Annotated in this window: 23 protein-coding genes; 15 read left to right on the forward strand and 8 right to left on the reverse strand. The window is 71.8% G+C overall.

Annotated elements, in window-relative coordinates:
* Positions 1-191 precede the first annotated feature (191 nt).
* From FH608_RS09300 to FH608_RS09325, 6 genes are all read right to left on the reverse strand, one after another.
* Entirely contained in the window at positions 192-2,000 is a 1,809-nt protein-coding gene (locus FH608_RS09300; RefSeq protein WP_139630020.1) for a prolyl oligopeptidase family serine peptidase, read from the reverse strand.
* A gap of 20 nt (positions 2,001-2,020) precedes the next feature.
* Positions 2,021-2,899 carry a transporter substrate-binding domain-containing protein gene (locus tag FH608_RS09305; protein ID WP_139630021.1) on the reverse strand — a complete coding sequence of 293 codons (879 nt, stop codon included), beginning with the start codon at positions 2,897-2,899 and terminating at the stop codon, positions 2,021-2,023.
* Between the two features lie 144 nt (positions 2,900-3,043).
* Complete coding sequence (locus FH608_RS09310) at positions 3,044-3,928, reverse strand: amino acid ABC transporter permease (protein ID WP_139630022.1); 885 nt, start codon at positions 3,926-3,928, stop codon at positions 3,044-3,046.
* The gene (locus FH608_RS09315; RefSeq protein WP_139630023.1) at positions 3,925-4,593 is read right to left on the reverse strand and encodes an amino acid ABC transporter permease; all 669 of its coding nucleotides are present in this window, start codon (positions 4,591-4,593) and stop codon (positions 3,925-3,927) included. The genes FH608_RS09310 and FH608_RS09315 overlap by 4 nt, the downstream gene beginning before the upstream one ends.
* Positions 4,594-4,651: 58 nt before the next feature.
* Positions 4,652-5,428, reverse strand: coding sequence for a glutamate ABC transporter substrate-binding protein (locus FH608_RS09320; protein ID WP_226899214.1), 777 nt, complete (start codon positions 5,426-5,428; stop codon positions 4,652-4,654).
* Between the two features lie 142 nt (positions 5,429-5,570).
* Positions 5,571-6,326 carry an amino acid ABC transporter ATP-binding protein gene (locus tag FH608_RS09325; RefSeq protein ID WP_139630025.1) on the reverse strand — a complete coding sequence of 252 codons (756 nt, stop codon included), beginning with the start codon at positions 6,324-6,326 and terminating at the stop codon, positions 5,571-5,573.
* Positions 6,327-6,464: 138 nt separating this feature from the next.
* On the opposite strand from FH608_RS09325, the gene miaB reads away from it, so the two are divergent.
* The 4 genes from miaB to FH608_RS09350 all read left to right on the forward strand — a co-directional run bounded on the left by miaB (position 6,465) and on the right by FH608_RS09350 (position 11,389).
* Positions 6,465-7,955 (forward strand): tRNA (N6-isopentenyl adenosine(37)-C2)-methylthiotransferase MiaB, encoded by a 1,491-nt coding sequence (miaB, locus tag FH608_RS09330; RefSeq protein ID WP_139630026.1) that lies wholly within the window; start codon positions 6,465-6,467, stop codon positions 7,953-7,955.
* A 1,200-nt stretch (positions 7,956-9,155) separates the two neighbouring features.
* The gene (locus FH608_RS51350) at positions 9,156-9,713 is read left to right on the forward strand and encodes a hypothetical protein (RefSeq protein ID WP_153261591.1); all 558 of its coding nucleotides are present in this window, start codon (positions 9,156-9,158) and stop codon (positions 9,711-9,713) included.
* 261 nt (positions 9,714-9,974) lie between these two features.
* The gene (locus tag FH608_RS09345) at positions 9,975-10,709 is read left to right on the forward strand and encodes an isocitrate lyase/PEP mutase family protein (protein WP_139630028.1); all 735 of its coding nucleotides are present in this window, start codon (positions 9,975-9,977) and stop codon (positions 10,707-10,709) included.
* A gap of 26 nt (positions 10,710-10,735) precedes the next feature.
* The gene (locus tag FH608_RS09350) at positions 10,736-11,389 is read left to right on the forward strand and encodes a class III extradiol ring-cleavage dioxygenase family protein (protein WP_139630029.1); all 654 of its coding nucleotides are present in this window, start codon (positions 10,736-10,738) and stop codon (positions 11,387-11,389) included.
* Here FH608_RS09350 and FH608_RS09355 read toward each other — a convergent pair.
* A complete protein-coding gene (locus tag FH608_RS09355) occupies positions 11,365-12,279 on the reverse strand; it encodes a ribonuclease Z (protein WP_139630030.1) in 915 nt (304 codons plus the stop codon). The genes FH608_RS09350 and FH608_RS09355 overlap by 25 nt on opposite strands.
* Position 12,280: 1 nt before the next feature.
* Here FH608_RS09355 and FH608_RS09360 point away from each other — a divergent pair, with 1 nt between their 5' ends.
* The 6 genes from FH608_RS09360 to FH608_RS09385 all read left to right on the forward strand — a co-directional run bounded on the left by FH608_RS09360 (position 12,281) and on the right by FH608_RS09385 (position 18,499).
* The gene (locus FH608_RS09360; protein ID WP_226899216.1) at positions 12,281-12,790 is read left to right on the forward strand and encodes a methylated-DNA--[protein]-cysteine S-methyltransferase; all 510 of its coding nucleotides are present in this window, start codon (positions 12,281-12,283) and stop codon (positions 12,788-12,790) included.
* Between the two features lie 13 nt (positions 12,791-12,803).
* Entirely contained in the window at positions 12,804-13,709 is a 906-nt protein-coding gene (gene miaA / locus FH608_RS09365; RefSeq protein WP_139630032.1) for a tRNA (adenosine(37)-N6)-dimethylallyltransferase MiaA, read from the forward strand.
* Between the two features lie 9 nt (positions 13,710-13,718).
* Positions 13,719-14,531: a diaminopimelate epimerase gene (gene dapF / locus FH608_RS09370; RefSeq protein WP_139630033.1), complete on the forward strand. Its 813-nt coding sequence runs from the start codon at positions 13,719-13,721 to the stop codon at positions 14,529-14,531.
* A gap of 49 nt (positions 14,532-14,580) precedes the next feature.
* A complete protein-coding gene (locus tag FH608_RS09375) occupies positions 14,581-15,336 on the forward strand; it encodes an SCO6745 family protein (RefSeq protein ID WP_226899218.1) in 756 nt (251 codons plus the stop codon).
* A gap of 19 nt (positions 15,337-15,355) precedes the next feature.
* The gene (locus FH608_RS09380; RefSeq protein WP_193318322.1) at positions 15,356-17,632 is read left to right on the forward strand and encodes a tetratricopeptide repeat protein; all 2,277 of its coding nucleotides are present in this window, start codon (positions 15,356-15,358) and stop codon (positions 17,630-17,632) included.
* Positions 17,633-17,740: 108 nt separating this feature from the next.
* The gene (locus tag FH608_RS09385) at positions 17,741-18,499 is read left to right on the forward strand and encodes an SDR family NAD(P)-dependent oxidoreductase (protein ID WP_139630035.1); all 759 of its coding nucleotides are present in this window, start codon (positions 17,741-17,743) and stop codon (positions 18,497-18,499) included.
* A 5-nt stretch (positions 18,500-18,504) separates the two neighbouring features.
* Here FH608_RS09385 and FH608_RS09390 read toward each other — a convergent pair whose 3' ends face one another.
* Positions 18,505-19,005 (reverse strand): hypothetical protein, encoded by a 501-nt coding sequence (locus FH608_RS09390; RefSeq protein WP_139630036.1) that lies wholly within the window; start codon positions 19,003-19,005, stop codon positions 18,505-18,507.
* A gap of 92 nt (positions 19,006-19,097) precedes the next feature.
* Here FH608_RS09390 and FH608_RS09395 point away from each other — a divergent pair, with 92 nt between their 5' ends.
* The 5 genes from FH608_RS09395 (at position 19,098) to FH608_RS09415 (ending at position 22,247) form a co-directional block, all read left to right on the forward strand.
* Positions 19,098-19,775 carry a response regulator transcription factor gene (locus tag FH608_RS09395; RefSeq protein ID WP_139630037.1) on the forward strand — a complete coding sequence of 226 codons (678 nt, stop codon included), beginning with the start codon at positions 19,098-19,100 and terminating at the stop codon, positions 19,773-19,775.
* Positions 19,776-19,800: 25 nt separating this feature from the next.
* Entirely contained in the window at positions 19,801-21,039 is a 1,239-nt protein-coding gene (locus tag FH608_RS09400) for a sensor histidine kinase (protein WP_139630038.1), read from the forward strand.
* A gap of 35 nt (positions 21,040-21,074) precedes the next feature.
* Positions 21,075-21,500 (forward strand): PepSY domain-containing protein, encoded by a 426-nt coding sequence (locus FH608_RS09405; protein ID WP_139630039.1) that lies wholly within the window; start codon positions 21,075-21,077, stop codon positions 21,498-21,500.
* A 100-nt stretch (positions 21,501-21,600) separates the two neighbouring features.
* Complete coding sequence (locus tag FH608_RS09410) at positions 21,601-21,849, forward strand: type II toxin-antitoxin system CcdA family antitoxin (RefSeq protein ID WP_139630040.1); 249 nt, start codon at positions 21,601-21,603, stop codon at positions 21,847-21,849.
* Complete coding sequence (locus FH608_RS09415; protein WP_139630041.1) at positions 21,846-22,247, forward strand: DNA-binding protein; 402 nt, start codon at positions 21,846-21,848, stop codon at positions 22,245-22,247. The genes FH608_RS09410 and FH608_RS09415 overlap by 4 nt, the downstream gene beginning before the upstream one ends.
* Position 22,248 lies beyond the last annotated feature (1 nt).

Genomic DNA, 22,248 nt, shown 5'->3' on the forward strand with positions numbered 1-22,248 from the left:
TCCCTCGTGCCGAGATGCGGGGCGTGCATGGCTGGCCGTAGTGGGGCGTGCGCCGTGGCCGCGGAGCGCGCCCCACATTGCATGGTCACGCTGGACGCGGCGGCAGGGAAAAGGCGGTTATATAAACGATGAGAATTAGCGACTGCTAAGTAATGTTGATTCAGTGTCAATTGCGTGAATAAATCGCGACATCAGCCGAAGATCTGCTGGTAGAAGGCCAGCTCGGCGGCCAGCGCCGCCACCCGCGTCTCCATGCGGCGAAAGCCGTGCGACTCGCCCTCGAACGCCAGATACGTGCACGGAACGCCACGCTCCGACAGTGCGTCGGCGAACGCCTCCGACTGCGCGGGCGGCACCACGGGGTCGTCGAGCCCCTGCAGGAGCAGCATGGGGCAGGTCACGCCGTCGACCAGGGCCAGCGGCTCCCGGCTCGCGTACACCTGCGGGTCCTCCGGCCCGACCAGCCACTCCACGTAACGCGACTCGAAGTCGTGGGTGTGCGCGGCGAGCGGTGCGAGCGCGCTGACGCCGTAGTAGGAGACCCCGCCCGCGAACACCTCCGACCGGCAGCAGGCCGCCATCACGGTCCACCCGCCCGCGCTGCCGCCGCGCACCGCGATCCGCCGGGGATCGGCCAGGCCCTCGGCGGCCAGCCACTCGGCGGCGGCGATCGTGTCGGCCACGTCGACCAGCCCCCACTGCCCCTTGAGCCGCTCGCGGTAAGCCCGGCCGTAGCCGGTGGAGCCGCCGTAGTTGACGTCGAGCACGCCGATGCCGCGCGAGGTCAGGAACGCCTTCTCCAGGTCGAGTGCGGTCTCGGCGTGTGCGGTCGGCCCGCCGTGGACGAAGATCACGAAGGGCGGCACGCCCTCGGTGGCCGGGCCGAACGGGGGGTAGAGGAAGGCCGGCACCGGCGACTCGACGGCCCTCGGCACGGGCAGGCAGGCCGGGTCGGGCAGCCGCGCCGCCTCCCTCGTGAGCCGGGTGCTCTCGCCGGAGGCCGTGTCCACGCTGACGACCGACCGGGGGAGCGTGGGCGCGTAGCCGACGCCCACCACGGACGTGCCCTCGGCGCTCAGCCCCGCGTCCCAGCCGTCGCAGGGCACGTCGAGGTCGGTGAGCGTGCCGGAGGCCGGGTCGAGCACGCCCAGGCGCAGGTCGCCGCGCCCGTGCAGGACCGCGAGCCGCCCGTCGCCGAGCGGGGTGTACGGCTGCCCGCCCAGCCGCCACGGCGGCGGCGCGAACTCCTCCTCGGCGGCGTGCAGCGCCCGGAGCCCGTCGCCGTCCAGGCCGCTCTCGTAGAGGTTCCACCAGCCGGAGCGGTCGGAGATCAGGTAGAGGGTCGAGTCGTCCTTCCAGGACGGCGCCAGCACGGACTCCGCCGGGCCGCCCGCCACCGTCCGGAAGCCTCCACCCGCCAGCGAGGCGACCCGCAGCTCGGTGCCGTCCCAGGGCATGCGCGGGTGGTTCCAGCAGACATAGGCGAGATGCCGCCCGTCGGGGGAGACGGCGGGGGAGGCGTAGAAGTCGCAGCCGGTGGCCCATACGCGGATCTCGCCGCCGTCCAGCGGGATCGACACGATCGCCCTGGTGACCTTCCCGTCCTCGTCGTGGCACTCGCGTACGCACCAGACCTCGCCGTCGCGCACCGCCGGGTCCGCGTAGCGGCAGCCCTCCTCCGTAAGGGGTTTCGGTTCGCCGTAATCGCGAAGAATGTACAGGCGTTGGTCTTTGAGGTTGGAGAAGACCACCTCGCCCTCCGGAGTCACCGCGTACGGCCTGCCGCCGTACTCGTGGACCCGGGTCCGCGCGCTCCACGGAGCCCGCAGCAGCTCATGCAGGGTGCCGTCGGCCGCCCGGCACATGATCGTGGTGCGCCCGCCCTCGCCGGGACGGTCCTCGGTCCACCAGACCCGGCCGTCCTGGGCCGTGGGCCAGCCGGGGCGCACGCCGGCGGCGGCCACGTCTCTGGTCGAAATGGGGGAGGGCCAGAAAGGCATACCCGCATCCTGCCGGAAGATCAGCCACGGTGTGGGGCGGTCCCCACAGTTGAGCGGCACCCTTCCGGATCGGGCCGGGACGCCGGCAGCTCGACCCCTGTCTTGCCGAACCACTTCCGCAACAGCCGCGTGGCCGTGCCGTCGCGCCACATGTCGTCGATCGCCCTGTTGACGGCCTCGCAGGTGGCGGCGTCACCGTGCTTGAGCCCGATGCCCCACTTCTCCACCGAGATCGGGTCGTTCAGCAGCCTGAACCGGCCCGGCTCCCGCTGGGCGTACCCCGCCAGCGCCAGGTTCTCGGTGCTCACCGCGTCGAGCTCGTGGGCCTCGAGCATGCGGACGCAGTGGGAGTAGTCGGCCGCGTGCACCAGCTCGGCGGGCAGGGCGAGCATCCCGTCGGGCGGCGAGCCGACGATCCTGCGGTAGGAGTTGGAGCCCGCCGCCAGGCAGATCCGCTTGCCCTTCAGGTCGGTCACGTTCTTGATGCGGTTGTCGTCGGCGCGGACCAACGTGTCCTGCCGGACGATCACGTACGGGCCGCCGAAGGTCACCTTGGGCTTGCGGGACTCGGTGATGCTGTAGGAGGCCGCGATGAGGTCCACGGAACCGTTCTGGAGCAGCGCCTCCCGGGCCGACGACGGCGCCTCCCGCCACGTGATGTCCACCTCGCGCCCGCCGGAGAGGTGGTCGACGATGTACCTGGCGACGTCCACGTCGAACCCCTGCGGCGGGCCCTTGCCCGCCTTCAGGCCCAGGCTCGGCTGGTCCCACTTCGTACCGACCACGACGTGGCCGGTGTTCCTGATCTTGTCCGCGACGGTGGTGTACGAGCCTCCGCCGCCGCACGCGGCCGGCCCCAGGACGAGAGCTGCCGCGAGCGCCACGTACGTCCGGCGCATCCGTGCACCCCTTCTGTTGCTATAGAAGGAGTTTGCAAGCCGAACGCCCGCGACGGGAACGCTCCAACGTCGTTTTTGGCCGGACGTTGACGCCTTCTTGAGGCTGGTCTGAGGGGCGGCGGGTAACCGCCGCCCCTCAGAGACCTACGGTACGGCGGCCGAGCCCACCCCGGACTCGATGGGCCCCGGTCCGGTGGTGATCGGCGGCGTGGTGGACCTGCGGCTGCGCCTGCTGCGCCGTTCCAGCCAGGTGGCCAGGAAGCTCAGCGCCATGTTGAGCGCCACGTAGATGACGCCCACGACGATCGCCGCAGGGATGAGCGCCCCGAAGATCGCGGCCGGCAGGATGTTGAAGCCGGTGTTGAGCAGGTCGACGTAGGCGATGATGTAGCCGAGCGCGGTGTCCTTCAGCAGCACCACGAGCTGGCTGACGATCGCCGGCATCATCGCCGTGACGGCCTGCGGCACCAGCACCAGCCGCATCACCTGGTTCTTGCGCATGCCCACCGCGTACGCGGCCTCCGCCTGGCCCTTCGGCACGGCGTTCACGCCCGCCCTGACGATCTCGGCGAGCACCGAGCCGTTGTACAGCGTCAGGCCCAGGACCAGCGCCACGAACCCGTAGTCGCCGCCGCCCATCAGCGTGGGGAACAGATAGAAGATGAAGAAGATCAGCAACAGCAGCGGGATGGCGCGGAAGATCTCCACCACCGCTCCGGCCGGGATCCTGATCCAGGAGTGGTCGGAGAGCCGGGCCAGGCCGAAGACGATCCCGAACACCAGCGCCAGCACCGAGGCCGCCGCGGCGGCCCGCAGCGTGCCGATCAGGCCGGGGAAGATGTAGACCTGCCAGGTGTTCCACTTCAGGAACGGCAGCCAGATCTCGGCCGCCCACTGGCCCTTGGCGTCGAAGCCGGCGTACACGCCGTACAGGGCGGCAGCCACCGCGGCGACGCCGAGCACCGTGAGCAGGCCGTTGCGCAACCGCGCGCGCGGGCCGGGGATGTCGAACAGGACGGACGCGCTCATCGGACCACCGCCAGTCGTCGCGACAACCAGCCGGTGAGGAACCCGATGGGCATGGTCAGCACCATGAAGGCGATGATGAGGCCAATGAAGATCGGGATCGACGCGCCCGTCTGGTCGAAGGTTATCTTCATCACGGCAGCCGAGTCGGCGAGGTACCCGCCGGCGGTGGCGACGGTGGTGTTCTTGATCATGGCGATCATCACGCTGCCCAGCGGTGCGATGACCGCGCGGAACGCCTGGGGCAGGATGATCATCGTCAGTGACTGCATGAACGTCAGACCGATCGACCTGGCCGCCTCGGCCTGCCCGATCGGCACCGTGTTGACACCGGCGCGCAGCGCCTCGCACACGAAGGCGGCGGTGTAGGCCGACAGGCCCAGCGAGACCAGCCAGAAGGAGTTGGTCAGTGGCACGTCGGAGAAGACCAGGCCGAGCCGGTCGCTCAGGCCCAGCGCCGAGAAGGCCAGCACCAGGGTGAGCGGGGTGTTGCGTACCACATTGACGTAGACCGTGCCGGCCGCGCGCAGCACCGGCGTCGGAGAGACCCTCATCGCCACCAGGATCGTGCCGAGGATCATGGAGACCACCGCGCCCACGGCCGCGATCTTGACGTTCTCCAGGAATCCGAGCGCGAGATCAGGGGCGTATTTGATTAGTTCGTCCATCGTGCTCCACCGCAGGGGTGACCGGCGGCCGGCTCACCGGCCGCCGTCACCGACGTGATCAGGCGCAACCCTCGGCCGGCGGGGCCGACTCGGTGAGCTTCAGGCCCTGGATGCCGCCGAACCACTGGTCCTGCAGCTTCTTCATGGTGCCGTCGTCCCACAGCTTCTTCACCGCGGCGTTGACGGCCTCGCAGGTCTTGGTGTCGCCCTTCTTCAGGCCGACGCCGTACTTCTCGTCCGTGAAGCCCTGGCCCAGCACCTTGAAGCTGCCCCCGGCCTGCTGCGCCTGCTTGGCGAAGCCCGCCAGGATCAGGTCGTCGGTGGTCACGGCGTCGAGGTTGCTGCCCTGGAGCTTCTGCACGCACTGCGAGTAGTTGGCCGCGTCGACGGTGGTGGCGTCGATGTCGAGCTCGCCGTCCGGCGGCGGGTCCGTGATCCGCTTGTACGAGTTGGAGCCCGCGGCCTTGCAGATCCTCTTGCCCTTGAGGTCCTGCGGGCTGTTGATCGCGGTGTCGTCCTGGCGGACCATGACGTCCTGGTGCGCGATGACGTACGGGCCGCCGAAGGTCACCTTGGCCTTGCGCTCCTCCGTGATGGAGTAGGTGGCGAAGATGATGTCGACCGTGCCGTTCTCGAGGAACGGCTCGCGGTTGGACGAGGCCGACTCCTTCCAGGAGACCTTGACGTCCTTGCCGCCGTTCATCTCCTTCAGGACCGCCTTGGCGACGTCGACGTCGAAGCCCTCGGGCTCGTTGCCCACCTTCAGGCCCAGGCTCGGCTGGTCCCACTTGGTGCCGACGACGATGGTGGCGCCACCCTTGATCTTGTCGATCACGGTGGAATAGCTCTGATCTCCACCACCGCTGTCCCCGCCACCGCAAGCGGTCAGGCCGGCGGCCAGAGCCGCAATCGAGAGCACCGCTCCCATTCGACGCATGTGCATGTATACCTGCCTCATTTATCAGTACGAGGGATTCTCAGTGCGTGAGGATCTTGGAAAGGAAGTCGCGCGCCCGGTCGGTCTGGGCGTTGGTGAAGAACTCGTCGGGGGTGTTCTCCTCCACGACCTGCCCGTCCGCCATGAACACCACCCGATTGGCGGCCCTGCGGGCGAAGCCCATCTCGTGCGTGACGACCACCATGGTCATCCCGTCACGCGCCAGCCCGATCATGACGTCGAGCACCTCCTGCACCATCTCGGGGTCCAGTGCGGAGGTCGGCTCGTCGAACAGGATCATCTTCGGGTCCATGGCCAGCGCCCTGGCGATCGCGACCCGCTGCTGCTGGCCACCCGACAGCTGCGCCGGATACTTGTCCGCCTGCGCCGCGATGCCCACCCGCTCCAGCAACTCCATGGCGCGCTTGTTGGCCGCGTCCTTGGCGACGCCGCGCACCTTGATGGGGCCGAGCGTGACGTTCTCGCGAATGGTCTTGTGGGCGAACAGGTTGAACGACTGGAAGACCATGCCCACTTCTGAACGCAGCCGCGCCAGCGCCTTGCCCTCCGCGGGCAAAGCCTGGCCGTCGAATATGATCTGCCCGTCGCTGATCGTCTCCATACGGTTGATCGCGCGGCAGAGCGTGGACTTCCCGCCGCCCGACGGGCCGATCACGACCAGAACCTCACCACGAGAGACGGTCAAGTTGATGTTCTTCAGGACATGAAGCGCCCCGAAGTGCTTGTTGACGTTCTCCAACTTCACCAGTGGAGTGGCGTCGCCCTTCTCCGTCATGGACCAAAACGGTAGAGGGCATTAAGACGCTGGTCACTATCTGAGCGGTACCGATCCGATCACATCCGGCCACCAAGCTGGTGTTTTAGAACCGTACGGCCCGTCCCAAGCCCGGCAGCGACTACCCTTGAACGTGCCATGACTGTGACCCAGGAGGGCGCCCGCACATACGAAGTGCGCACATACGGGTGCCAGATGAACGTGCACGACTCCGAGCGGCTGTCCGGTCTGCTGGAGGACGCCGGCTACGTGCCGGCCCCCGACGGTGAGACCGCCGACGTGGTCGTGTTCAACACGTGCGCCGTGCGGGAGAACGCCGACAACCGCCTCTACGGCAACCTCGGCCACCTCCGGCCGGCCAAGACGCGCAACCCGCGCATGCAGATCGCCGTGGGCGGCTGCCTGGCGCAGAAGGACCAGGGCGAGATCGTCCGCAAGGCGCCGTGGGTCGACGTGGTCTTCGGCACCCACAACATCGGCTCGCTGCCGGTGCTGCTGGAGCGGGCCCGCATCGAGGGCGAGGCGCAGGTCGAGCTGAAGGAGTCGCTCGAGGTCTTCCCCTCGACGCTGCCCACCAAGCGCGAGTCCGCCTACGCCGCCTGGGTGTCCATCTCCGTCGGCTGCAACAACACGTGCACGTTCTGCATCGTGCCGTCGCTGCGCGGCAAGGAGAAGGACCGCCGCCCCGGCGACATCCTCGCCGAGGTCCAGACGCTGGTCGACCAGGGCGTGCTGGAGGTGACGCTGCTCGGCCAGAACGTCAACACGTACGGCGTGGAGTTCGGCGACCGCCTGGCCTTCGGCAAGCTCCTGCGCTCGTGCGGCACGATCGACGGCCTCGAGCGCGTCCGCTTCACCTCCCCGCACCCGGCGGCCTTCACCGACGACGTCATCGCCGCCATGGCCGAGACGCCCAACGTCATGCACCAGCTCCACATGCCGCTGCAGTCGGGCTCCTCGCGGGTGCTGCGCGAGATGCGCCGCTCCTACCGCGCCGAGCGCTACCTCGGCATCATCGAGCGGGTGCGCGCCGCCATGCCCGACGCGGCCATCTCGACCGACATCATCGTCGGCTTCCCCGGCGAGACGGAGGAGGACTTCCAGGCCACCCTCGACGTCGTCCGCCAGAGCCGCTTCGCCAACGCCTTCACCTTCCAGTACTCCATCCGCCCCGGCACCCCGGCGGCCACCATGCCCGACCAGGTGCCCAAGGAGGTCGTGCAGGAGCGCTACGAGCGGTTGGTGGCGCTGCAGGAGGAGATCTCCTGGGAGGAGAACAAGCGGCAGGTCGGGCGCACGCTGGAGGTCCTGGTGGCCGAGGGCGAGGGCCGCAAGGACGACGCCACCCACCGCCTGTCGGGCCGGGCTCCTGACAACCGCCTGGTCCACTTCACCGCCGGCGCCGAGCAGCCCCGGCCCGGGGACATGGTGACGGTGGAGGTGACGTACGCGGCGCCGCACCACCTGGTGGCCGACGGTCCGGTCAAGGAGGTCCGGCGCACGAGGGCGGGGGACGCCTGGGAGTCCCGCCGGCCGGGCTCGGCGGCGTCGCCGGGGGTCCTGCTCGGCATGCCCACCCTCGGCCGCCCCGCTCCGCTCCCGACCACGGGCACCTGCTCCGCCCACTGACCCGCCCCTCGCCCACACCGCCTGCCGCCACCGGGGCCGGTGGCCGACGCCATCTCCCGTGTGCGGCGGCCGACGTCACGGATCGTGCCGTCATCGGCCGGTGACGGTCGGTGTCATGGCCGTGCCATCATCCGTCGGCGACGGCCGCCTCATGGGCCGGCGTAGCGGGCGCAGGCAGAGGGCGGGCGCCATCACCCCTCTTCACCGGCCGTTGCCACGGTCGCCGTTCACCATGCGCGCCGGGTCACGCCGCGCCCCCTCAGCCGGTCGCCCTTCCGGCGCCGGCCGAGCGGGGTCCAGCATGCCGTTGCCCGCCGACCGCCCTCCATGCGAGCCGACCCTCGCCCTGGGGCCGCCTGCAGCGGCGGTCAGCGGGTGAGGCGGTCCAGGTAGGCGTAGCAGGGCCGGCGGCGGAAGTCGTGGAACGTGGCGCAGGGATCCACGACGGCCCGGCCGGCGATCGACGGAGGCGGGCCGGCCCGTCGCTCCGCTTCAGGCGCTTCAGGGGCCGCCCGCTCCACGGAAGGCGCCTGGGGAGGCGTTTGCGGAGCGGCCGACACCACCGGCGAGGGGACGGCCGGGCGGGGCTGGGGAGGCGGCTGGGGAGGCGCCGACCGCTGAGGTCCCGGCCGCGTCGCCGTGGGCGGGGGAGGTGGCGGCGGAGGCGCGGAAGCAGGCGGTCCGGTGGCCGGACCGAGAGGGCTCCCGAGGACCACGGGTCCGGTGAACGAGGGCAGCGGTCCGGACGTGGACGTCGGTGCGCCGGAGACGGCCAGGCCGGGCGGCGGGACGGGCTCGATCCAGGACAGCGGTAGGAGACGCGACGGACTCGGAGAGTGATTTTGGATCGTTCCAGAGCCATATGAAACGGTCTGAGTCGGAGTGAGGGAGACGTACGAGAAATTCGATCTTGAGAAAAGTGTGGTTTTCGTCTCGAATTCCGGCGAACTTTGCGATGGTGGTTCGTGTGAGTTGCTGAATGCCAGGAATATGCCGGTGATCGCGGTGGCGAGGACTACCGCAGCTCCTGCGACGGGTGCGAGGGCCGTACGACGACCTGGGCAAATGGATCTACGGGGGGACATGTCGTGATTCCTTTGTGATTGTTGTGCGAGCATTCAGCCGTTGCGGCTAGTGTGGTCCATCACCCGCGGAAGCCGGCGAGCTTTCCCCGATACGACCGCAGGGAGCTGCACCACCATGCAAGATCCGATCGAGCCGGATCGTCACGAGACGCTGTACGGGCCCGGAGACACGCGCCTGGCGGCCGGGAACGCGACCTCGACCGGCAAACGCCAGAAGAAGAACACGAAGAAGACCACCTTCATCGCCGCGTCGGCGCTCGTCGCCGTGCTCGCGGCGGGCGGCGTCGGCTACATGCTGGCCGCGAACCCGTCCGAGGCCGCGCAACCGGGCGGCGGGAATCCCGTGCCCTCCCAGAGCGTCGCGGGGAACGACGACCCCGGCGGCGAGGACGCCACCATGGGCGACGCCACCGTCGACGACTCGGACGGCGACACCTCCACGGGCACCGGCAACGACGGCACCATGGGCGACGCCGTGACCGACCAGGGCTCGGGCGGCGACAACACCGCCGGTACGGGCTCGAACCCGGATCGTGGCACGGCCCAGACCAACAACCACAAGACGCCCTCGAAGTCGTCCCCCACCAAGGCGCCGCAGTCGTCCGACGCGGACACCCCCGCCGACGGCCCGGCGGGACTGGTCAACGGGCAGTGCGCGACGAGCGGCTGCTGAGCGCGGACCGGCCACCACGTAGCGCGGGTGGAGCTGCAGGGCCGCGCCCCGCGTGTCCGCCCGCGTGCGGCAGGTGAAAGGCCGCACCGGACGGCCTGGTTGTGCCGGGCGCCGGTCCGGCGTACGGGCGTTCCTGGCAGGTGCACGGGCGTTCCCGACCGGCGGACGCTGGTCCCGGTGCCGGACGAGGTGAAGTGGCTCGGCGGTTGCCGGCCGTATTGGACCTACGGCGGGAGCGGCGGCGTTCCGTAGGGTCGAAGGATGACGACTGACAAAGCCGGGACCCTGCGGGCGTTGCACGTGCCGGGAGACCCCGTGGTCCTGCCCAACGTCTGGGACGCCGTCTCTGCCGGAGCCGTGCGGGAGGCCGGGTTTCCCGCCGTCGCCACCAGCAGCGCCGCCGTCGCGAACGTGCTGGGGTACGAGGACGGCGAGGAGACGCCGGTCGGCGAGATGATGGCGGCGATCGCCCGGATCGTCCGGGTGGTGGACGTCCCCGTGACGGCCGACATCGAGCGTGGCTACGGGCTCAAGCCCGCCGAGCTGGCCGAGCGCCTGGCCGCCACCGGGGCGGTCGGGTGCAACCTCGAGGACTCGTCCGCCGGAAAGCTGGTCGACCCGGCCGAGCAGGCGGACTTCCTGGCCGAGGTGCGGGACGCGGCCGGCCCGGGGCTGGTGATCAACGCGAGGGTGGACGTCTACGTGCACGGGCAGGGCGACCGCGAGGAGGCGGTGGAGCGCGGGCGGCGTTACCTGGAGGCGGGGGCCGACTGCGTGTACCCGATCGGGCTGGGCGACGAGGACGAGATCAGGGCCCTGGTGAGCGAGGTGGGCGGGCCCGTCAACGTGCTGTTCAGGCCGGGCGTGCCGGCGCTCGGGCGGCTGGGGGAGCTGGGCGTGGCCAGGATCAGCTTCGGGGGCGGCCTGCACCGGGCGGCTCACGGCTACGCGCGGAGCCTGTTCGCGAAGATCAAGGAGGGCGGCGACCCGTACTGACCGGGCCGCCGCGTACGCTTGCCTCCGTGCTCGTCGCCGCGGCCGTCTGCCCGCCCACCCCGCTCCTCCTGCTCCAGCTGGAAGACCTCCGCTCCGCCTGCCGGGCCGCCGTCGCCGCGCTGCGCGAGACCCGTCCGGACGCGCTGATCGTGGTGGGCGGGGCAGCGGCCACGGCGGCGTACGACGGCGGGGCGGCCGGCACGCTGCGCCCGTGGGGCATCGACGTCACGAGCGGCCACGGCGAGCGTCCCGTGCTGCCGCTGTCCCTGACCGTGGGCCGGTGGCTGCTGGGTGACCAGGCCCCGGACGGCTTCCGGGCCGTCGCGCTCGACGCGACAAGCGAGGAATGCCGGAAATATGGCGAGGAAGTGGGGGCGACGGCGGAGAGGGTGGCGCTGCTGGTCATGGCCGACGGCTCCGCCTGTCTCAGCTCGCGCGCCCCGGGCAAGCACGACGAGGCCGCGAAGCCGTACAACGACCTGATCGCGCGCGCCATCGCCGGCGCCGACCCCGCGACCCTGGCGGCCCTCGACCCCGAGCGCGCGGACCGGCTGTGGGTGAGCGGGCGGGCCGCGCTCCAGGTGCTGGCCGGCGCCGCGGGCACGCGCGGGCTGTCGGGCCGCCTGCTGATGGAGGCGGCCCCTTACGGCGTGGGCTACTTCGCCGGGCTGTGGACCTGACGCCGCGGCACCGGGATCTTCATCAGGTCGCGGGCGAGCACGACCTCCCCGTCGTAGTGCCGGCGCACCTCGGCGACGAACGCGGGCTCGTCGCCGAACCCGTACCGCTCGGAGAAGTGCGTGAGCACCAGCCTGCGCACCCCCGCGTCCGCCGCCACCAGCCCCGCCTCGAATGCCGTCAGATGCCCGTACTCCTTCGCCAGCGCGCTCTCCGTCGACAGGAACGTGCTCTCGATCACCAGCAGGTCCACCCCTGACGCCAGCTCGAACACCGTGTCGCACAGCCGCGTGTCCATGACGAACGCCGCGCTCTGTCCCGGCCGGGGCACGCTGCACTCCTCCAGCGTCACCCCGCGCACGGAGCCGGTGCGCTGCAGCTCGGCGATCTCCGGGCCGCGGATGCCGCGGGCGGCCAGCCTGTCGGGCAGCATGCGCCGGCCCGCCGGCTCCTGCACGCGGTAGCCGTACGACTCGACGGGGTGCGACAGGCGGCGCGCGGTCAGCGGGCCGACGGCGGCCAGGTCGCCGGAGACGGGGTGCTCGGAGATCACGGACGTGTCGGCGAACGCGGCGGCGTGGCGGAGCCTGCGCCAGTACGTGCCGCCGGAGGCGGGGAAGACCGCCCGCACCGGGTGTCGCACCCTGTCGCGGGCGATGCGCTGCACGACCCCTGGCACGCCCAGGCAGTGGTCGCCGTGGAAGTGCGTCAGGCAGATCCAGTGCACGTCGTGCGCGCTCACCCCGGCGTGCAGCATCTGCCGCTGGGTGCCCTCGCCGGGATCGAAAAGGTAGCCTTGTCCGTCCCAGCGCAGAAGGTACCCGTTGTGGTTACGGTGGCGGGTAGGGACCGCGCTGGACGTGCCCAGCACCACCAACTCACGTGAGGACATGATGACCACGGTCGCAATCGCCGAGGTGCCGACGCCGGTGGGGCCGTTCGTGCTGGCCGTCACCGAGGTCGGTCTGGTCGCCTCGGGCTGGGGATCCCGGGCGCGGCCGGCCGCCCAGCTCGGCCTGGCTGAGGTCCATGACTCGGATCGTACGGCCTTCGCGGTCTCCGAGCTGAACGCTTATTTCGCCGGAGAGCTGAAGACCTTCGAGACGCCGGTGGACTGGCGGCTGATGTCGGGCTCGCGGCTGCGCGTGCTCCAGGCCCTGCACCAGGTGCCCTACGGCACCGCCGTCACCTACGGCGAGCTGGCCAGGCGCAGCGGCTCCAGCGTGCCGGCCCGCGGCATCGGCTCGATCATGGGCTCCAACCCGATCCCCATCATCGTCCCGTGCCACCGCGTGATCGCGGGCAACGGCCTCGGCGGGTTCAGCGGTGGCGAGGGCGTGGAGACCAAGCGCTGGCTGCTCACCCACGAGGGGTACCTGCAACCGACGCTCCTGGATCTCTAGCACACTGGTCGTCGTGCGTCAGCAGCCAGTCATCGCCGTCGTCGGTCCCACGGCGGCCGGGAAGTCCGATCTCGCCGTCGACCTCGCCCTGCGCCTGGGCGGCGAGTGCGTCAACGCCGACTCCATGCAGCTCTACCGCGGCATGGACGTCGGCACCGCCAAGCTCACCCCCGAGGAGCAGCGCGGGGTGCCGCACCACCTGCTGGACATCTGGGACGTCACGGTCACCGCGAGCGTGGCCGAGTACCAGCGGATGGCGAGGGCCGTCATCGACGCCGTCGAGGTGCCCGTGCTGGTCGGCGGCAGCGGCCTGTACGTACGGGCGGCGATCGACGAGCTGGAGTTCCCCGGCACCGACCCCGAGATCAGGGCCAGGCTGGAGGGCGAGCTGGCCGAGCGCGGCCCCGCCCCGCTCCACGAGCGCCTGCGCGGCCTGGACGCGGCGGCGGCGGAGGCCATCCTGCCGAGCAACGGCCGGCGCATCGTCCGCGCGCTGGAGGTGATAGAGCACACCGGGCGCCCGTTCTCGGCCACCATGCCGTCCTACGACGCCGTCTACCCGAGCGTGCAGATCGGCCTCGACGTGCCCAGGCCGGAGCTCGACGCGCGCATCGAGGCCAGGGTGGGACGCATGTGGCGGGCCGGGCTGGTCGACGAGGTGCGCCGCCTGCTCGGGCAGGGCCTGGCGGAGGGTCGCACCGCCGGCCGCGCCCTCGGATACGCCCAGGTCATCCGCTACCTCGCGGGCGAGTGGAGCGAGGAGCAGGCGATCGAGGAGACCGTCAGGAGCACCAGGCGCTTCGCCCGCCGCCAGGAGTCGTGGTTCCGCCGCGATCCGAGGGTGCGCTGGGTGCCGTACGACGCCCCGGATCTCGTTGAGCGGTCCCTCGCGCTGATCTCGGCACACCCTTCCGCATAAAATTGTAAAATGCGGTTTTTCAAGGGGCACGGCACCGAGAATGATTTCATCATCCTTCCCGATCCCGAGGGCGAGGCAGGCGTCTCGGCCGCACTCGTCGCCAGGATCTGCGACAGGAGAGCCGGCATAGGCGCGGACGGCGTGCTGGTGGTGACGCGTACCAAGGAGAGCCGGGAGGTCGGCCACCACGCCGCGGCGGCCGAGTGGTTCATGGACTACCGGAACTCCGACGGCGGAGTGGCCGAGATGTGCGGCAACGGCGTGCGCGTGTTCGCCCGCTACCTGATCGACGCCGGGCTGGAGCAGGCGGGCGAGTTCGGGGTCGCCACGAGGGGCGGCGTCCGCACGGTCAGGGTCGAGCCGAACGGCGACATCACCGTCGACATGGGCAAGCCGGTCGTCCACGGCGAGAGCGTGGCGATCGTCGGCGGCCAGGAGTACACCGGGCTCCACGTCGACATGGGCAACCCCCATCTGGCCTGCGCCATCGGCGACCCCGTCGTCCAGCTCGACCTCACCCACCAGCCGGGCTTCGACACCGGCGTCTTCCCGGCCGGCGTCAACATCGAGCTGTTCAACCCCGTCGGCACCAGGCGCGCCGTCATGCGCGTCTACGAGCGCGGCTCCGGCGAGACCCGCTCCTGCGGCACCGGCTCGGTGGCCACGGCCGTCGCCGCCGCGGCCCTGTCGGGCGAGACCACCGGCACCTGGACGGTCGAGGTGCTGGGCGGCACGCTGACCGTCATCCTCGAGGAGGAGACGAGCTACCTCTCCGGCCCCGCGGTCATCGTGGCCAGCGGGGAGCTGATGCTTGCAGAATGATGTTCTCCTGAGGGATGCTGAGTCCACTTGACGAACTGAGGGGTGGACCATGGCGGACGCACGCACCACGGCAGTGCAGGTGAAAGCGCCGATCGGCCAGTACGGCGGCGGATTCATGGTGTCCAGGGAGGCCAAGGCCGTCTGCGAGGAGTACGGTCTCGGCCCCCGCGAGTTCTACTTCAGGGGCCGCTGCGGCGTGCTCGGCGAGTGCCACGCCGACGTCGTGACCTCGGTCGCGGTCTTCTTCCCGCCGTCGCACGTCGAGGAGAGCTGGAACGGCGGCCGCAAGCTCCCCGCCGAGCAGGCCGTCGAGCTGTACGCCGAGGTGTGCCGGGCCTGGGGCCGGCGCAAGCTGGGCGGCTACGACGGCTGTGCCAGGATCGCCGAGCTCCTCCAGCCGGTCGTCGAGCGGGCCTCGCCCGTGGGCGCCCCGCTGTTCGCCGGGTGGCGGGCCGTGCCGCTGGCCGACGACCCGCCCGCGCGGGCCGTGCAGCTCATGCACGTCGTACGCGAGCTGCGCGGCGCCCTCCACGGCAACGCCGTGGTCGCGGCCGGCCTGCACCCGCTGGAGGCCACGCTCGCCACCGGCCACGACGCGACCCCGTTCGGGGAGGTCACGGGGGAGGGGATCGCGCGGTTCTTCCAGTGGCCGGAGCCGTACGCCACGCCCGGCCCGGACGTCGTCGCGCGGCGCGCGGCGGTCGAGGAGACGACGGACGACCTGATGGCGCCGGTGTTCTCGGTGCTCGACGACAGCGAAACGGACGAGCTGATCGGGCTTCTGCGTTTTGGGCACGGTCGTTGACCTGGCAGACTGGCTGCCCATGGACGTGGACATCTGGGCCTGGGTCGGCGAAACCCAGCAGCAGCTTTCCGAGGCGGGCAACCTTGGCCTCGCCATGGCGCTGGGAGATCTTCCCGCACAGGCCTACGAGGGCCGATATCCGCAGCTCGACGTCATGGCGCCGGCCATCGCGCAGCAGGCGGAGGCTCTGGAGCTGCCCTGGCTCGAGTTCTACGCCCGCTACTGGCACCTCGTCGGCCGCATCGGCGACCGGGCGCAGGGCGCGGTCGCCATCGACGACGCGCAGCAGCTTCTGGCGTTCGCCCAGCGCGAAGACGTACGCGAGTGCCCGGCCGCCCCGGCGGCGATCGAGGCCCTCGCCATCACGTGGGCCAACGCCGACGGCCCCGGCCACGCGAGCGAGCGTCTGGAGGCGCTGGCCCCCCACATCGAGGGCCTGAGCCCGGAGAAGCCGGCCTTCGCCGGCCTCGTCACCCAATACGTCGCCGCCCTCATCGACGCCGGCAAGCCCGGCGAGGCCGTCACCTACGCCGAGTCCGCCGTCGAGCGGCTGCGGGTCGCGGGCCGCGAGGCCAGCTGGGAGCTCGGCGCCGAGAGCGCCCGCGCGCTCCTGGCCGCGGGCCGCGCCGATGACGCGCTCACCGCGCTGCAGGCCGCGGCCGAGTTCAAGCCGGACGACCCGGTGGCCAAGGAGCACCGCGACGGCGTGCGGCGGGCCCTGATCCTCGCCACGCTGGGCCGCACCGCCGAGGCCGTCGACGCGCTGCCCGACCTCGACGTGGTGGGCGAGCACCCGCGGGTGTTCGTGGAGTGGTCGCAGGCGGTCAGCGCGCTGGCCTCCTCCGCCCAGATCGCCAACACCTGGCAGCTCGGCCGCGTGCTGCGCCAGTGGATGGACTACTTCGGCATGATGGGCGGCTACCGCGCCCGCGTCGAGCTCGCCCTGGTCGCGGGCGACCTGGCCGTCGCCAGGCAGGGCGTGTGGCAGGCCCGCCTGCTCGCCGACCTGGCCGAGTCCGGCGCCGCCGAGCTGCGCTCGGCCGAGGGCGTCGCCGAGCGGGTCGCCGCGCTGCGGGCCGCCGCCGACGCCACCTCCGAGCCCGAGGCGCCCGGCCCCCTGGAGGAGCGGGTCGGCCTCTTCGACGCCGCCGACGGCTTCAACGCCGACCCGGAAAAGTGGGTGGGCTGGCTCGCGCCGCTGTCCGGCCAGGACCTGGAGGCCACCCGCCGCCACACCACCACGCTCGGCTTCCTCGGCTTCCCCGCCACCGGCGCCGACATCTACTGGAAGCTGCTGGTCGACTCCGGCGACATCGCCACCGCCGACCCCGACGACGTGGCCTACCTCACCACGCTGCTCGTCGAGGCCCGCCAGGACGAGCGGCTGGAGCAGATGGCCGCGATGCTGCCGCACGACGCCCAGTACCTCGCGCTGGCCCGGCTCCACAGCGCCCGCGAGCGCTGGCCGGAGACGCTCGACGCGGCCGAGCACGCCGTCGCCGCGGGCGCCGGCATCGAGGCCCGCCGCCTGCTGTCCGGCGCCGCCCAGCAGCTCGACCAGAACTCCAGGGCCGCCCAGGTGCTGCTGGAGGTGATCGACGAGCTGGTCGACGAGGACGTCTGGCGCATGATCGTCATGGCCACCTCGGCGGAAGACTGGGAGACCGTGCGCAAGGGCGCCGCCAAGATCGGCATGCCGATCAAGTCCAAGGAGGGCCCGATCGAGGAGGAGATGGGCCTCATCAGGGTCATCCTCCCGGCGCCCGACGGCGGCCAGCGCCAGGTGCTCTCCATCCGCACCGGCCCCGCCAGCGCCCGCCTGGCCCTGCCGCAGCCGCGCGGGATGGACTACAACGCCGGCGACCTGGTGGTCTTCGACCCGCAGCTGCTGGAGCCCGTCCCCGACGACCCGCAGGAGCAGCAGAACTTCGTGCCCCCGTTCGCGGCGGTGCGCATCCTGCGGCCCGGCGGCTACACCAGCTACTTCTTCGACGGCGCCGCGCCGAGCGAGGAGGACTGGGCGGAGTTCACCGAGGTCATGGCCGAGCGCGGCTGGCCGATGTGGGTCTACAGCGACGAGAACTACACCGTCACCCACCCGTCCAGCGGCGAGTCGCTGCCAGGCGTCTTCGGCTGGGTCGCGGTGCCGCCCAACGTGTCGCCCTCCGAGGTCGACGCGCTGCTCGACGACGCCACCGAGCGGTGGGTGCACCCGCTGGCCTGGCTCGACCTGGCCCGCGAGATCGACGTCGAGGTCGAGCGGCACGAGCGCATCGTCAAGGAATACGGCCTCTGACCGACCGGCGCGCCCCGTACCCGCCCGCGGCGGAGTGCGGGGCCCCCGCTCGCGGTGGCGCACGTGCGTGATGATGCTCCTGTCGGCCGGCCGGAAGGTGGAAGTGGCGTGTTAGGGCGGTTCGCTCTCGACGGCAAGGTGGCCATCGTCACCGGGGCCTCCTCGGGGCTGGGCGTGGCGTTCGCACGCGGGCTGGCCGAGGCCGGCGCCGACGTCGTGATCGGAGCCAGGCGGGCCGACCGGCTGGAGGAGACGCGGCGGCTGGTCGAGGAGACCGGGCGGCGGTGCCTCGCCGTGCGGACCGACGTGTCGCGGCCGGAAGACTGCGACGCGCTGGTGGCCGCCGCCGTCGAGGCCATGGGCGCGGTCGACGTGCTGATCAACAACGCCGGCATCGGCACCGCCGTGCCCGCGCTGCGCGAGACGCCCGAGGAGTTCCGGCAGGTGATCGACATCAACCTGCACGGCACGTACTGGATGGCCCAGGCCTGCGCGCGGGTCATGCGCCCCGGCTCCTCGATCGTGAACATCGGCAGCGTGCTCGGCGAGACCACGGCCGGCCTGCCGCAGGCCGCCTACAGCGCCTCCAAGGCAGCGATCGGCGGGCTCACGCGCGACCTCGCGCAGCAGTGGACCGGCCGGCGCGGCATCCGGGTCAACTGCCTGGAGCCGGGGTTCTTCCGCTCGGAGATGACCGAGCAGTACAAACCCGGCTATGTGGAGCAGACCGTCGAGGCGAGGACGGTGATGAAGCGGCCGGGCGACCCCGTGGAGCTGGTGGCGGCGGCCGTCTTCCTGGCCGGCGACGCGGCCTCGTACATCACCGGGGTGACGCTGCCGGTCGACGGCGGCGTGCTCCTCACCTAGGGCCGCTAGGAGCCGATGCGGCTCACCGGCCGGCCGGCCGGGCAGCTGATCTCGAGCTTGACGTCCTCCCCGTCGTCCGGCTCGAACTCCACCTTGGCCTCGCGCGCCGGGCCGGGCTCGACGCCGTCCACCGAGTAGCCCTGGGCGGGGCTCCACGACCGCAGCGTGACCAGGTCGCCGGCGCAGGAGGCGATCACGGTGCCGCCGACGCTGTGGATCAGCTTGCCGGGCCCGGTGGGGGACGGGGCGGCGGTGGTGGAGGCCTCCGCCGGCCGGTCGTCGTCGTCCCCGTCGTCCGGGTCTCCCGCGGCGTCGCTCGGCGTGGTGGTGGGTGCGGTGGTGGCGGGGCGCTGGGTGGCGGTGTTGAGGGCCGAACGGGCCTCGGCCTGGCTGAGCACGTGGCCGGAGTCGCCGGTCAGGCCGGTGCCGAGGAGGCCGAGCACGCCCAGGGCCGCGCCGGTGGCCGCGACGGCCGTGGCGGCCCAGGCCAGCACGAGTCTCTTCATCGCCCTCACGTTCCCCCATGTACGGCTAAGGCCAGGTTAAGGCGACGCTAACGCTGCTCAACGCATGCTCGTCGAGCGTCTAGGTTTTCTCTATGGCGGACATCCTGCTCATCGAGGACGACGTGGCGATCCGCACGGCGCTCAGCCGCGGGCTGCGGGAGCTGGGGCATGCCGTGTCGTCGTCCCCGACGGCGCTGGACGGGCTGCGGCTGGCCGTACAGGACCGTCCCGACCTCATCGTGCTGGACCTGGGGCTGCCGGACCTCGACGGGGTGGAGCTGCTGCGGATGCTGCGCGCGGTCAGCCGGGTGCCGGTGATCGTGGCGACCGCCCGCGACGGGGACGCCGAGATGGTGCCGGTGCTGGACGCGGGGGCCGACGACTACGTGGTCAAGCCGTACAGCGCGGCGCAGCTCGACGCCCGGGTGCGGGCGGTGCTGCGGCGGGCCGGTGGTTCGGTGCCCGAGCCGCTGTCCGTGGGGGAGCTGCGGGTGGACCCGCGGGCGCGTACGGCCACGCTGGACGGGGCGGCGCTGGACCTGACGCCGCGCGAGTTCGACGTGCTGCACTATCTCGCCGCGCGGCCCGGCGAGGTGGTGACCAAGCGCGAGCTGCTGACGGAGGTGTGGCAGCTGCCGTACGGCGGGGCGGACAAGACCGTGGACGTGCACCTGTCGTGGCTGCGCAGGAAGCTCGGCGAGACCGCCGCCGAGCCGCGCTACCTGCACACGGTCCGCGGCGTCGGCGTCAAGCTGGTCGCGCCGTCATGAGCGGCCACATTGTGGGGGTGCGGGCGTGAGGCGGTGGCTGGCGCTGCTGGTGGCGGCGACGACGTCCCTGGTCCTGATCGCGCTGCTGGTGCCCATGGCGCTGCTCATCCGGGCCGTGGCCGAGAACGGCGCGATGAACAGGGCGACCGCCGCCGCCGAGTCCGTGGCGCTCTCGGTGGGCTCGCCCGACCTGGCGCTGGCCGTGGAGCAGGTGTCGCGGCGGGTGACGGTGTTCCTGCCCGACGGGAGCACGGTGGGCGCGCCCGCGCCCCGTACGGACGCGGTGCGCCTGGCCGCCACCGGGCGCAGCGTCACCGCCGCGACCAGCGGCGGCCGGGAGGTGCTCGTCTCCATGCAGTCGCCCGGCGGCACGGCCGTGATCAGGGTGTTCGTGCCGGACGCGGAGCTGGCGCGGGGCGTGCGGGAGGCGTGGCTGGCGCTGCTCGTGCTCGGGCTCGCGCTGGTGGTGCTGGGGATCGTGCTGGCGGACCGGCTGGCGCTGCGGGTGACGAGGCCGGTGGACGGGCTCGCCCGGGTCTCGCACCGGCTGGCCGGAGGCGACCTGACGGCGCGGGCGGAGCCGGGCGGGCCGCCCGAGGTGCGGTCGGTGGCGCTGGCGCTCAACCACCTGGCGGGGCGGATCGACGAGCTGCTGGTGGCAGAGCGGGAGTCGGTCGCCGACCTGTCGCACCGGCTGCGTACACCCCTGACGGGTCTCAGGCTGGACGCCGAGTCGCTGCGGGACCCCGAGGAGGCGGCCCGCGTACAGGCACGCGTGGACGCCCTGGAACGCGCGGTGAGCGCCGTCATCACGGAGGCGCGGCGCCGCTCGGCCGGGCGCGACTCGTGCGACGCGGCGGCGGTGGTGGGGGAGCGGGTGCGCTTCTGGTCGGTGCTGGCGGAGGACCAGGGGCGGGAGGTGTCGGTGTCGCTGCCCGGCGCGCCCCTGCCGGTCGCGGTGGGCGCCGAGGAGCTCGCGGCGTGCGTGGACGCGCTGCTCGGCAACGTGTTCGCGCACACCCCCGAAGGGGTCTCCATGTCGGTACGGCTCGTGCCGCGCCCCCACGGGGCCGTGCTGGCGGTCGAGGACTCGGGCCCCGGCTTCGACCCCGCGCTGCTGGAGCGGGGCACCAGCGGGGGTGGATCGACCGGGCTGGGCCTGGACATCGCCCGGCGTACCGCCGAGTCGGCGGGCGGCGGGCTCACCGTCTCCACGCCCGAGGGGGGCGGCGCGCGCGTGGAGGTGGTGTTAACCGCTCCTTAGCGCGCGGTTACCGGCGCTCGCGATTTCGTGGAGTCATGCAGATCACGAAGAAGTTCATCGTCATCGGGGCCGGGGCCGTCACGCTGATCGCGGGCGGGGGCGCCGCGTTCGCCGGCACCACGGGCGCCGGCACCACGGGCGCCGCCACGACCGGCACCGCGACCACGGGCGCGGCGGGCTTCGCGGCCGCCGCGCCGAAGGTCACGGCCGAGGAGGCCATCAAGATCGCGCACAACGCGGTGCAGGGCGCCTGGGTCAGCGAGCTCGACTTCGACCGCAGGGGCGCCAGACCCGACGTGTGGGAGGTCGAGCTGGTCAAGGGCTCGGCCCGGCACGAGGTGGACGTGGACGCGGCCACCGGCAAGGTCACCAAGCACGAGCGGGACCACGACGACCACGGGCGCGACGACCACGGTCGCGATGACCACGGCTCCGACGACCACGGTCACGACGACGACTGATCCCCCGTCCACCGGCCCACCGCGTCGCCCGCGGTGGGCCTTTCGCCGTGCGGGGACGAAGTCGCAGGCGGACGCGCGCATATCGGGGTATGCTCGCAGCATGGCCGACACGACGCGCATCACAGTGACGCTGCCGAGCGACCAGGTCGCCGAGCTCAGGAAACTCACCGACAACGTTTCCGGTTATGTCGCCGAGGCGGTCGCTCGTCAGCTACGGCACCAACTGCTCGGAGCCGACCTGCTGCGTCACCAGGAGGAGCACGGGACGTTCACCGAGGAGGAGCTCGCGGAGGCCCACTCCAGGATCTTCGGCAAGGCCGAAGCGGACGGGCCGGCCAGTGCGGCGTGAACGAGCACGTCGAAACCGTCGTCCTTGACTCCCAGGGGCTCTCCGCCTGGATTGCGCAGGACCGCAAGATCCTTGCGATGTTCCAGGTGTTTCACACTATGGGTGCTGATTTCGTCATCGGAGCCAACACCATCGTGGAGGTCAGCCACGCACGGGTGAACCTGCCACGGCTGCGGTGGGTGCTGTCGCGCGTCAAGGTCGAGCCGGTGACCGAGAGCGCGGCGAAGGCGGCGGCAGAGCTGCTCAAGGCCGCTGGCCTGCACGGCCACAAGTATGCGATCGACGCCACCGTCGCCGAGATGGCACTGCGCCAGCCGGCCCCGGTGGCCGTTCTGACCTCGGACGTCGATGACCTTGCCAGGCTGTGCGGCGACCGGGTCCGGCTCGTCGGCGTCTGAC

Origin of the sequence: Nonomuraea phyllanthi, from assembly GCF_006334985.2 — a bacterium.
GTDB classification, from domain to species: Bacteria; Actinomycetota; Actinomycetes; order Streptosporangiales; family Streptosporangiaceae; genus Nonomuraea; species Nonomuraea phyllanthi.